Here is an 11,853-nt window from a genome sequence, read left to right as displayed (position 1 = left end):
TCTGTTTCCAATGTAACAGGCGCCCCGAAAGAAGTTCCGCCGGCAATCGTTTTGCGCACAGCCGCAATGACCTTCGGATGATTATGCCCCAGCAGATGCACTCCCCACGAAAGGCAGTGATCAATATATTTCCCGCCATCAATATCATAAATGTACGGACCAAGAGCTTTTTTAATAAATAACGGAATTCTGCCAATATCCTTAAAAGCGCGGACCGGGCTGTTTACCCCGCCGGGTATGTATTTTTTGGCCTCCAGAAATGCGGCCCTGGATTTTTCGTTATTCATTCTTTTAGTTTCCTTAAAATGTACGGTGTGAAATAAGACACTATTTTTCCCGCTCCGGCGCGTTTGATTGATACCAGCGTTTCTTCTATTATATTCTCATTGCAGATGCCGTCTCTGATTGCCGACTTTAACATCTGGTATTCGCCCGAGACATTATAAGCCGTAATTGGTATCTTAAAATGCGCCCGGGCTCGCGCTATGATATCTAAGTAACTTAACGCGGGCTTTATCATGATTTGATCGGCGCCTTCTTCAATATCCGCATTTATCTCTTCAAGAGCCTCGTCTGAATTGGCGAAATCCATCTGATAAGTCTTACGGTCGCCCGATTTCGGCGCACAGCATGCAGCCTCACGAAACGGGCCATAAAAATTTGACGCGTATTTTGCCGCATAAGAAAGTATTTTAACGTTATTAAATCCGCCCAAAACAAGAGATTTTTTAATAAACTGCACCCTTCCATCCATCATATCCGACGGGGCCACTATATCCGCCCCGGCTGACGCATGGCTGAGCGCCACCTTCGCCAGGATTTCACACGTCTTATCATTATCCCCGATGTGGCAGTGCCCGTCATAAGTATATGAACATAGGCACACATCTGTGATGATTTCCAGATTGGGAAATTTTTCTTTTATTACAGGAATAGCCTTCTGGACTATGCCGTCTGATGAATATGCCTGCTCTATGCCTTTACCGGCAGGTACTCCGAAAAGCAGTACAGACCTTAGGCCTAACGGTATAAGCTCGGATAAACATCCAAACAGCATATCAGCGGAATAGCGGTATACTCCGTCCAATAACCCTAAACCTTCCTTGATTCTTTTGCCCTCAACCAAAAATACGGGCCAGATAAAGTCGTCCGCGGACAAAAATGTCTGCCGGTATTTCATCCGTGTTTCTTCATCGATCCTACGATATCTGAATCGCTTGAACATTTTTTTCATAACCCCTTTTATAAAGTTTTTCAGCCGTGTGCTTGCCATAAACATAAATAACCAGGTGCCTGGGTATTTTTTTATAAATTTTTAAAAAAGCTTCAACGGTGGACGCACTGCTGAAAACAACTGCGGCAAACTGTTTAAGAACAATTTTAGGCTGAAACTTATATTTGGTCCGGTAAATTATTTTAGTTTCAACTTGTGATATCCCATGGATTTTATTGTCCGACAGATTAGAACAAGGATACAGAAGTTTCTTAAACTTCAATCTCTTAATAAATTCCGATAAAATATCTGAATCCGCCGATGGCGATTCATAATCTGTCCTATATCCAAATCTTATAATTTCTTTTGATGTGTATGAACCTATGCTGATTATTTTTTTACCCGCGGGGACGGGATATCTGCTTAAAAATATTTTGACAGCCTGTTTGCTGGTAAAAACAAATCCGTCATATTTACTTACATCAACACTGAAATCTAACGGCAGTATTTCAATCAGAGGATAATGAAAAATTTTGCCCGGAACAATTGCATTAAACGGGTCAAGCCCGGTAAAAAGAACTTTATCCCTTCTTTTAAGCAGTCCGGCGGTTTTGCCGATAATAGCTATTAAGGGGGATTTTTGTTTTGTATGTTTCAGGCTGATCAAATTTGTTGCGATTATCTGCTCATCAGCATAGCCTGCTTTATAAATAAGAGTAGCGGGCGTTTCCGGCGGTCGGCCCATTTTTATCAAAGTATCGCTGATATCATTAAGTTTTGACGCGCCCATATAATAAACAAGTGTTTCTTCCTCAGCTTTTTCTGAACTCTTTGCGCTATGCCCGCTCAGTAAAGTCAGACGACTGCACAACCCGCGCATAGTAAGGGGGATTCCGGATGAGGCGGCGGCGGCTTGAACCGCGCTGATTCCGGGAATAATTTCAACATCAATATGCCTTTCCTGAAGATATCTCATTTCCTCGCCGCCGCGGCCGAATATAAAAGGATCGCCGCCTTTAAGCCTCGTTACAATTTTGCCCTTTTGGGCTGCTTCATATACCATTGCATTTATTTCATTCTGCGGGAAAGCGCGTTTCCCTTTACGCTTGCCTACATATATTTTTTCAGCAAAAGGATATCTTGAAAGAAGTTTTTTATCTATCAAATCATCGTAATAAATACTATTCGAATGATTCAATATATTATCCGCCTTAAGGGTTATCAATTCGGCCTGCCCGGGCCCCGCGCCGGCAAGATAAACTTTACCAAAACGGTGCCTTTCATCAATTCTGCCGAAAGCAACTTTTAAATCGGGGCGGCGGCTCTTCGCCGAAACCGCTAGATTCCCCTGCAGAGGATGAGTTTCAAAAGACAATATCTCAGTTATCATATAATCCAAGTTCATTCTTTTAAGCGCGCAGGTGGCGACAACAAGCGCATCAATTATTCCTTTCTCAATAAAACCAACGCGTTCTTCAACAGTTCCCCGTAAGGGGATTATTTTTAGATCCGGCCTTATGCTTAATATCTGTCTTTCTCTTTCCGAAGAACTTGTGCCTATTTTTGCTCCAATAGGCAGTTTCTTTAATGTGATGCCATTTTTTGAAACAAGAGAATCTGTTTTATCAAATGCCGCAGTAAGCGCTATTATTTCCAAACCTTCTTTTAACTTATAGGACAGATCCTTTGCGGAATGAACAGCAATATCCGCTTTACCTGAAAGAAGCAGGCAATCCAGCTCTCTTGTAAAAAAATCGTCCGGGATATCCGACATCAATGATATCTCCTTATGCTTGTCACCATAACTTTGAACAGGAATAACAGAATACTCAAGCCCCGGTAAAGCCGACATTACTTCTTCTACCTGAATACGGGCTAATTTACTTGATCTGGTTGCTATCCTTAATTTACGAAAGGGCATAAAACCGGCTGATCTCCGTTTCAATTATTTTTTCAACTTTTTTAATTTCACAGCTCCTGATATTCTTATTTAAGGCTATCCTTTTCTCTATATCTTCTATGTTATACAAACTGACACCGCGCATTAGGGCTATTTCAGGATCTATGTCACGCGGGACTGCAAGATCGAACAAAGTGATATTGCCCGCCTTTATCAAATCTCCTTTTTTAATGATCAAATGCGGAGCCGAAGTTGCTGATACCACAATATCTGATGCGCCTATAGCGCAGGGGAGCTCACCGAATTTTACAGTTTCACAACCATATTTTTTACCCATTTCTAACGCCTTATTGTAAGTTCTATTAGCAATGAAGATTGTTTGGTTTCCTTTGCCGCTGAAGTATTTTATCACCGATTCATTAAGATTGCTCACTCCTATTATTGTTATTCCTGAGGTTGAAATATCTATATTGTCCTGTTTTAATATTTCTATCACAGCATATGCATGCGACATTGCGCCTTTTGAAATGTTGGTCTGAGTCCTTATCCTTTTACCCACTTTCAGGGTATGCTGGAAAAGTCTGTGCATTTCGGCGGATAATCTGGAAGTATTCCGCGCGTTCTCATAAGCTGCCCGGACCTGAGCCTGAATAGCTGTCTCACCTATGATTGCCGATTCAAGACTGCTGACGACTCTGAACAGATGCCTTACAACATCCTCAGGCGCAAATCCTTCCCCATGATATAACTCTATCCGGTTACAGGTATGAAGCATAACCGCATTATTCTCCGGCAGCTTTATTCCGGAATAATATCTTTCCCTTTCTTCAAGGGAATGCTTTAAATCCTTACTTCGGCATGTGATCATTTAAATAGTCTTTTATCCCGTTTCTCCACTCAACTGTCTTTTTAACATTTTTCCCGCCGGAAGAAACCGCAACAACCATACTGCCTTTTTTATAAATCGCGGAAGATATAAAATCACAATTGGCCGGGTCATCGGCCACATTGACCAATAATCTTTTTTTATCAGCGTCTTTTTTTATGCGGGCATTAAGCTTTTTATCATCTGTGCAGGCATAAACAAGAAAAAATCCTTTAAGATACTTAGGGGAATACTCTTTTTTAATGCGCTTGAAACCGCTTTTAATTATTTCATCGGAGAATACGGGCGCAAGCAGGGCGATTGCGCTTGTAAATTTTCTAAGCGTCTGAAGTTTTTGAAAAGCGACCCCACCCCCTCCGACAATTAATATTTTTTTGCCCGTGATATTTAAGGAGACAGGAAGAAAATCCATTCGTTATAAATAATATTCCAGAAATACTTCTTTAATTTTAAGCAAATCAACCACTTTTTCCACATCCGCGACGCAATTTCCGTTCTTAGGTATCTGCAGGTCAACCGAATATCTGCTCAGATTATTTTCTCCGACATTGATTACCAGTATCTCGTTTGGCTCATTTAACAGACGCAGCGCTTCCAGGTCATAATCGTCGGCATCGTCTATTGTTGTGATAAAAACCAGTCCGCAATCGGTCATGATCCTGGCAAGCTCGCCAAGCCTTCTTATGCGCTCATCTGAATCCTCGAAGACATCCGAATACAGCCCTTTATCTATATTGGTTATGCCGAGGTAATACGTATTAAATTTGCGGTTGAACAGCTCTTTTTCCAGGGCTTTTGCTATTTCTCTTTTTCCGGTACCGACTGCCCCGGTCAAGACAACAAACTTGGCTTTATGCTTCTGTTTTTGTGTTCTGTCTGCGTATGTGACAGCGCCCTTTTCCCATATATTTTCGCGCTGGCGAATATGCTGTTTTAATATAGAATCCTCAGTGGGCTCATTCTCCAGGATAATTCCACCCCCGGCGATCTCATAATTATCAATAATCACAAATCGCCCTGTCTCCTCATTTTCAGTTGCAAGGTCAAAAGCCAGTGGCTTTGAAGTTTCAAAAACACATTCCGCGACATCATGCCGTTCGAGTTCCTGTTTATTTTTAACAGTGCTGAGATCGGAGGCATCAATCGCATTTCTTATTTCCACAAGCCTGACAGCGGCGCGGCTGCTGGCAAGCTTGAGCTTATATATTTTATTTTTGATCATTGGCACCCTGCCAACCCAGAAAATATTTGCGGCGAACCGAGCACTGAGATTCACCGTCATGTCTTCGTCTTTCACCATCATTTCACCCGGTTTTATGTAGACCTGCGACTGGAGAGTGAAACCGACGGCCTGGCCGGCATAGGCTTTTTGCGCGGCTAAGGCATTAAATTTTTCAATTGACTTTATAACCGCTTTTTTATGTGATGGAAGAAATCTTATTTTTTCTCCGACTCTAACCGAGCCGGATACAACCGTTCCCGCGATAATCCGGCGGTCGTCATTATCCTGAGTAAATTTGTATATATCCTGCACAGGGAAACGAAACGCTATTTCATCCTGTTTTTTTTCATTAGGGAACTCGTCAAGCTGTTCCAAAACCGTCCGGCCGAGGTACCATTCCATATTTTTTGATTGAACAGCAATATTGTCGCCATTGCGGGCGCTAACCGGTATATAACTTATAGGTATGACATTTATGCGCTTAAGGAATTCTGAATAGTTTATCATTATATCATCAAACACTTCCTGTTTGTAGCCTATAAGATCCATTTTATTAACAAGCACAGTAACCTTTTTGATTCCGAGCATCGCGATCATATGCCCGTGGCGTTTTGAATTTTCCTGAATCCCTTCAGCTGCGTCTATAACAAGTAAGGCTGCTTCCGCCCGGGCGGCGCCTGTTATCATATTTTTCAGAAATTCAATATGCCCAGGCGCATCGATAATTATGTAGTCCCTTTTTTTTGTCTTGAAAAAACAGCGGGCAGTATCGATTGTGATCCCCTGGGCCTGCTCATCTTTTAGTGCATCCAGTAAAAAAGCATACTCAAACGGACGGGCATTCTTTCTGCACGTTTCCTTGACCTGCTCCAGTTTCCCCTGAGGCAGAGAGTCTGTATCCGCAAGAAGCCGGCCGATCACCGTGCTCTTACCGTGATCCACATGCCCTACTATAACAATATTTATCTGCTGTCTGTCGTTTGTCTTCATACTGCCCGCCTACATATATCCGTCACGGCGAAGCGTCTCAAGCCCGCCGCCGTCTTCTTTATCCTGCTCCCGCCCCGACCTTTCCGCAATATTTGAAAATTTGCCGCTGCTCAGTTCCTCAATTATTTCTTTAGCGTTCTTAGCCGTAGACTGCACAGGTTTTGTGCAGGGATGACATCCTAGAGATCTGTAACGCAGGCCTTCTCCTTGATCATAATATAATGATACCGTAGGAATATTTTCTCTTTCAATATATTCCCATATATTCAGCTCTGTCCAATCCAAAAGAGGATGTATACGAACATGCGTACCGGGAGCAAAATCTGTTTTGAACTGATTCCAAAACTCCGGAGGCTGGTCGCCGACATCCCATTCGTTATTCTTATCCCTGGGGGAGAAATATCTTTCCTTTGAACGGCTGCCCTCTTCATCCGCGCGAGCCCCGACTATTACACCTGTATACGGTTCCTTATTTAAGTCAAGTACATACTGCTTTTTTTTAAGATCCATTCTATATCTCGGCCACTCCCCCGAAAGGGTGTGTTTTAACGCCTCACTCTTTAAATTCCTGCAACATGCTATCCTGTCTATTTTCCCGTCAGGAAAAGTCTGTTTTTTATCCAGAGCTTCTCTATTTTCGCCATAGATCATATTCAAGTGCCATTTAATTGCCAATCGATCCCTGTACTCGATCATTTCGGGAATCTTGAAATGCGTATCTATATGGACAAGCGGTATGGGAACATGGCCGAAAAATGCCTTTCTTGCAAGCCATAAAAGAACCGTGCTATCCTTGCCTACGGACCAGAGCATGCAGATATTCTTAAAATCTCTGTATGCCTCCCTTAAAATATATACGCTTTGCGCTTCCAGTTTTTCTAAATTATACATCTTTCTTTTCTTCCTGTTTTTTATCTCCGGGGATACTTCCCTGTCTATGCAGCCCGCATTCTTTCTGCGTTGAGTTTTCCCACCACCATCTGCCGGCACGCGCATCATCTCCCGGCTTCACCGCTTTTGTACAGGGCTCGCAACCTATACTCGGATAACCTTTATCATGAAGCTTATTATACGGCACTTTATTCGCGCGGATATAATCCCATACCTCATTTTGGGTCCAATCCGCCAAAGGGTTTATCTTATATAAACAAAAAGTTTCGTCCCATTCAATTATCTGCACCGCGGCCCGGGTTACCGCCTGATCCTTTCTCAAGCCGCATATCCATGCCTTTTGAGAAGAAAGTTTTTTTCTTAAAGGTTCTATTTTCCTGACAGAACAGCATAATTTTCTTTTCTCTATGCTTTCGTAAAAAAGATTAGAGCCGTATTCTTTTTCCATTTTCTCAACAGCGGCGGCATCAGGGCGCAGGACTTCTATCTTTATTTTATATCGTTTCTCTGTTTCATTGAGCGCATTATGTGTTTCAATAGGCAGCCGGCCCGTATCCAGCGTGAATATTTTAATACCGGCAGTATTTTTACACAGCATATCCGTTAAAACCTGGTCTTCCGCACCCAGACTGGACGAAAAAACTATCGTCCCCGGGCTAAATTCAGTTGTCGCCCACTTGAGCACCTCTTCGGGAGCCATGCCTTTCAACAGCCTTTGCCATTCCAGCGCTTTTTTATTCATATATATTCCCTTTTTCTTATGCGTCAAAATACTGATACATGGAGAAATATCTCTCTCCCGAATCCGGCAAAATAGTCACCACTGTTTTGCCTTTACCCAATTCCCGGGCGACTTTCAGGGCGGCCCAGACAGCTGCGCCGGAAGAAATCCCCGCAAACATACCTTCTCTCTTAGCCAGAAGCTTTGAAGTTAAAAAAGCATCTTCATCACTAACCTGGATTATTGAATCTATGATCTCCCTGTTTAATATTTCAGGAATAAAGCCGGCGCCGATGCCTTGTATTTTGTGCGCTCCGGGTTTCCCGCACGATAAAACCGCACTGCGCTGCGGTTCAACCGCAACTATTTTTATTTCAGAACTATGTTTTTTCAAGATCTCGCCTACACCGGTGATAGTCCCTCCCGTACCGACGCCGGCGACAAAAGCATCTAATTTTCCTTGAGTGGCTGCCAGTATTTCAAGTGCCGTTGCCTGACGATGGGCTTCGGGATTCGCCGGGTTCTTAAATTGCTGCAGCAGAAAAGCTCCGGGGGTTTTCCTGAATATCTCCTCCGCTTTTTTAATAGCGCCGTTCATCCCTGCTTCGGGCGGGGTAAGCACGACTTGCGCGCCGTAAGATTTAAGTATGAATATTCTCTCCAGGCTCATTGCCTTAGGCATAGTGAGAACGCATTTGTATCCCTTAACCGCGGAAATCATCGCCAGGCCTATTCCGGTGTTGCCGGAGGTAGGTTCAATAATAGTGGAACCTTCTTTAATCATGCCCTTTTTTTCCGCATCCTCAATCATAGAAAAACAAATCCTGTCTTTCACGCTGCCGCCGGGATTAAAATATTCCAGTTTTGCTAAAATCTGAGCAGATTCCGTTTCGACCAATCTATTAAGCCGCACTAAAGGCGTATTTCCTATCAATTCAACAACATTTTCTGCGATCCTATTTGTAAAAGACATTATGCTTCTCCCTTTTTCAATTGCGATTCGTCATAAACAGCAACACATATGATATCACTAAAGACAATATCGGCGTAATTGCCCAAACTAGAAATGTTTTCCTGGTCAGATGCGAATCCAGAGTCGATTTATGCCCATTCTTTAATGCGCTGACGGCAAAAATAGAACATATATTCAACTGAACTAGGGATTGAGGTATCCCCAATAATGACGCGCAAATCAATAATGTCGCGGTAACAAACGAGACCAGGACGCTGGAAAATGTTCCCAACGGCACAAGCTCTCTCCCTACAGTATCAAGATTCCCTTTACCCATGAGCGCAGCGCCCAAACCAAAGACCGGAGCGATCAGTATTATTCCCGGAATTATATTAATAATTCCGGCACCGAATAAAGGCCCCACAACATTTGCAACATTATTGGAGCCAATGGCAAAAGCGACATAACAGCTGACAATAACAGCAGTAATTTTTATTTTTTCCTCATGGGCAAATAATTTTTCATAAATGAATAAATTTCCCGGCCGGGGCGGATAAATAATCCTGTACAATAAAAATGTCAGAAGATACGATAAAACAGGCAGGATTATCCAGACCGGCAGGATTTTGTAAAATAAAGTCTCAAAATAAAGATGCTTGAAATATAGCCCGGCTCCGGCGATCGCCCCCACAGTTACCTGACTGGTAGATTGAGGAATCTTCAAAAGATTGGCTAAAAACATGCATAAAGAGGCCGAAAAAATTATTACCAGAGTGGTATTGAAACTCAGGCTTTCCTTCGGCAATAGATTCTTCCCCAAAGTCCGACTGACATTATTGCCTAATGCAAGAGCTCCTAATACAACGAAGACACTGAAGTATATTATTGTTGCTCTTCTTTTTAGCAGCCGGGCTCCAAAAACTCCGGCGAATGAGGGCGCAATGCCGCTGGCCCCCATATTCATCGCAAAAAAGATTACTGCGCTAATCAGTAAAACTAATTTAATCAAGTTTATGAACCTCTCTTAATATTCTGCTTTTTACTCACATTTATTATCCTTTACAGACAATCACTTTGAATGTTTCGCCCAAAGATTCCACTTTTATAATTGTGTGGCCTTCTTCTTTAAGGCTTCTGGGCACATTGATAATAGCATCTCCTTCATCCAAAATAATTTCAAGCAAGTCGCCTTTTGCCAGAGTTGCCAGCGCGGCTTTTGTCTTAACAAAATTCATTGGACACGAGACTCCCTCAAGGTTTATCTTTTTTTTTGTGTTAAATTCCATTTAACAGATCCCCCTTTACTTTTTCTACGCCTATACGGTCTATCATATGGCCGAAACGCTCTTTTTTCCTGCCGTTCTTCTGATAATATCTGATAGACTTATCTATTAACGTATCCAGCTGCTCTTTATTTAGAACTTTTTTCAGTAGCGTTCCCAGGCGGGGAATTTTCCCCATTGTTCCGCCGATAAACAAATTATAACCTTTTTCCGCAGCAACCCATGAATTCACAGGGCAGGCGGCTGTGCAGATACTACAATTAATGCATTTATCTTCCAGAAGGAGATACTCCGCTTTCCCATTTGAATCAATCTTTTTTTCTATGGCTTTTGTCGGACATATATTAACGCATAGTCCACAATCAGTGCAGGATGATTGCGTCCAGAAGGGGAGAATTGCGCCCATTACACCAATATCATTTTCTGTTGCCTTTGCGCAGTTATGAGGACAGCCCGTCACGGATATTTTAAATTTATGAGGCGTGTCTTCTCTGAAATATTTAGCATCAAGTTCTTTTGAGATAGATTTCGTCTCAGCAATTCCCCATCTGCAAGTTACACTCCCGGGACATGCGACTATTATTCTGATTCTTGGTCCGCACGCACCCATATAAACCTCGACGGTTTCCAGTTCCATCCTCGCCTTTTCAAGATCTGAGTAATGTACATTATGAATTTCAATTCCCTGTCTTGTTGAAAGATGAAGTTCGCCGCGCCCGTATTTATCCGCGATCTCTGCGATTTTCTTTATCTGCAAAGAATTATAATCTCCCCCTACAGCCCGGAGCCGTAGCGCAAAGTATTCTTTCTGTTTCTGCTGTATCATTCCTACTTTCTTTAATGCCGCAAGATCAAACTCTTTTTCTTTCATACTAATTCTTCTCCTCAATAACTAACCTTTCCTCCGTAATCTGACCTTTGTTTACCCTGAACGCCTTAACATCCTTTTTATCAGTGGCTAATGAAACTATCACGTAAATAATGTTCCGGTCAAATGCAAGTCTAATATCTTCATCAGACGGCCGGGCTGAAGTTTCCGGATGAGTATGATAAACCGCGATAAGCTCCAGACTTTCCTGCCTTATTTTTCTAATTACCGCAAACTGTTCGGCCGGATCCAATGAAAAATGCTCACTGCTATTATCCATGTTCGTCATAGGATAATTTTTAATTATTATATCACCTCTTCCGGCAAGATATCCGCAGGCTTCACACGGTTTTTCTTTTTCTCCCTGATTAAATATTTTTTCAACTATACCTTTAGAGATTTTCATGAATTCTTCCTGCCTGCATTTATGTCACAAACCGGTTGCTCGTAATCTTTCAATTCTGTGATAGCCGGATTTTCAGAACAAATCGGGCAATCATTATTTTTTCCTAATTTTATTGTCCTGAACTCCATATTTAAAGCATTAAAAACCAGCAGGCGATCTGTCAGAAGTTCTCCCTGCCCAGTCAGATATTTCAAGGCTTCCGCAGCTTGTATTGTACCAAGCATCCCCGCGACCGCGCCCAGCACGCCGGCCTGAGAACAAGTGGGCACGGCATTTTTTGGGGGCATATTCTGGAAAACGCATCTGTAGCAGCTGTGACCCGGGACATAAGTCATTGTCTGCCCGTCAAATCGCAAGATCCCCCCGTGCGAAAACGGTTTTCCGGCAAGCACGCAAGCGTCATTTATAAGAAACTTCGCGGGAAAATTATCCGTACCGTCTATAATAAAATCATAATCCATGATAATATCTAGTATATTGTCTGCAAATACTCTTTCCGGATATGTTTCAATCGTTATTTC

14 protein-coding genes are annotated in these 11,853 nt (G+C 42.5%); all 14 read right to left on the bottom strand.

All coding sequences use genetic code 11. The features are described from left to right. Window positions 1-287: aminotransferase class III-fold pyridoxal phosphate-dependent enzyme (locus FP827_04370; protein MBA3052309.1), on the bottom strand; the 287-nt coding region annotated here is incomplete at its 3' end. Next, entirely contained in the window at window positions 284-1,225 is a 942-nt protein-coding gene (hemB, locus tag FP827_04365) for a porphobilinogen synthase (GenBank protein MBA3052308.1), read from the bottom strand. The genes FP827_04370 and hemB, both read right to left, overlap by 4 nt. Then, the gene (gene cobA / locus FP827_04360) at window positions 1,200-3,134 is read right to left on the bottom strand and encodes a uroporphyrinogen-III C-methyltransferase (protein ID MBA3052307.1); all 1,935 of its coding nucleotides are present in this window, start codon (window positions 3,132-3,134) and stop codon (window positions 1,200-1,202) included. The genes hemB and cobA overlap by 26 nt, the downstream gene beginning before the upstream one ends. Further along, complete coding sequence (gene hemA, locus FP827_04355; GenBank protein MBA3052306.1) at window positions 3,121-3,981, bottom strand: glutamyl-tRNA reductase; 861 nt, start codon at window positions 3,979-3,981, stop codon at window positions 3,121-3,123. Before hemA ends, cobA begins: the two co-directional genes overlap by 14 nt. Next, window positions 3,962-4,411, bottom strand: coding sequence for a bifunctional precorrin-2 dehydrogenase/sirohydrochlorin ferrochelatase (locus FP827_04350; protein MBA3052305.1), 450 nt, complete (start codon window positions 4,409-4,411; stop codon window positions 3,962-3,964). The genes hemA and FP827_04350 overlap by 20 nt, the downstream gene beginning before the upstream one ends. 3 nt (window positions 4,412-4,414) lie before the next feature. After that, complete coding sequence (locus FP827_04345; protein ID MBA3052304.1) at window positions 4,415-6,211, bottom strand: GTP-binding protein; 1,797 nt, start codon at window positions 6,209-6,211, stop codon at window positions 4,415-4,417. 9 nt (window positions 6,212-6,220) lie between these two features. Beyond that, window positions 6,221-7,102 (bottom strand): sulfate adenylyltransferase subunit 2, encoded by an 882-nt coding sequence (locus FP827_04340; GenBank protein ID MBA3052303.1) that lies wholly within the window; start codon window positions 7,100-7,102, stop codon window positions 6,221-6,223. After that, window positions 7,095-7,844 (bottom strand): phosphoadenylyl-sulfate reductase, encoded by a 750-nt coding sequence (locus FP827_04335; protein MBA3052302.1) that lies wholly within the window; start codon window positions 7,842-7,844, stop codon window positions 7,095-7,097. The genes FP827_04340 and FP827_04335 overlap by 8 nt, the downstream gene beginning before the upstream one ends. 16 nt (window positions 7,845-7,860) lie before the next feature. Further along, window positions 7,861-8,796 carry a cysteine synthase A gene (cysK, locus tag FP827_04330; protein MBA3052301.1) on the bottom strand — a complete coding sequence of 312 codons (936 nt, stop codon included), beginning with the start codon at window positions 8,794-8,796 and terminating at the stop codon, window positions 7,861-7,863. A gap of 16 nt (window positions 8,797-8,812) precedes the next feature. After that, window positions 8,813-9,784 carry an inorganic phosphate transporter gene (locus FP827_04325; GenBank protein MBA3052300.1) on the bottom strand — a complete coding sequence of 324 codons (972 nt, stop codon included), beginning with the start codon at window positions 9,782-9,784 and terminating at the stop codon, window positions 8,813-8,815. Between the two features lie 43 nt (window positions 9,785-9,827). Continuing rightward, entirely contained in the window at window positions 9,828-10,061 is a 234-nt protein-coding gene (locus FP827_04320) for a sulfurtransferase TusA family protein (protein ID MBA3052299.1), read from the bottom strand. After that, window positions 10,051-10,929, bottom strand: a complete 879-nt coding sequence (locus tag FP827_04315; protein MBA3052298.1) for a 4Fe-4S dicluster domain-containing protein — start codon at window positions 10,927-10,929, stop codon at window positions 10,051-10,053. Before FP827_04315 ends, FP827_04320 begins: the two co-directional genes overlap by 11 nt. 1 nt (window position 10,930) lies before the next feature. Further along, window positions 10,931-11,332 carry a M67 family metallopeptidase gene (locus tag FP827_04310; GenBank protein ID MBA3052297.1) on the bottom strand — a complete coding sequence of 134 codons (402 nt, stop codon included), beginning with the start codon at window positions 11,330-11,332 and terminating at the stop codon, window positions 10,931-10,933. Then, the coding region (locus FP827_04305; protein ID MBA3052296.1) for an adenylyltransferase at window positions 11,329-11,853 on the bottom strand (525 nt) is incomplete at its 5' end. The genes FP827_04305 and FP827_04310, both read right to left, overlap by 4 nt.

The sequence above is a fragment of the Candidatus Omnitrophota bacterium genome (assembly GCA_013791745.1).
Lineage (GTDB): Bacteria > CG03 > CG03 > CG03 > CG03 > CG03.
This window is presented reverse-complemented; position numbering and strand designations above follow the sequence as displayed.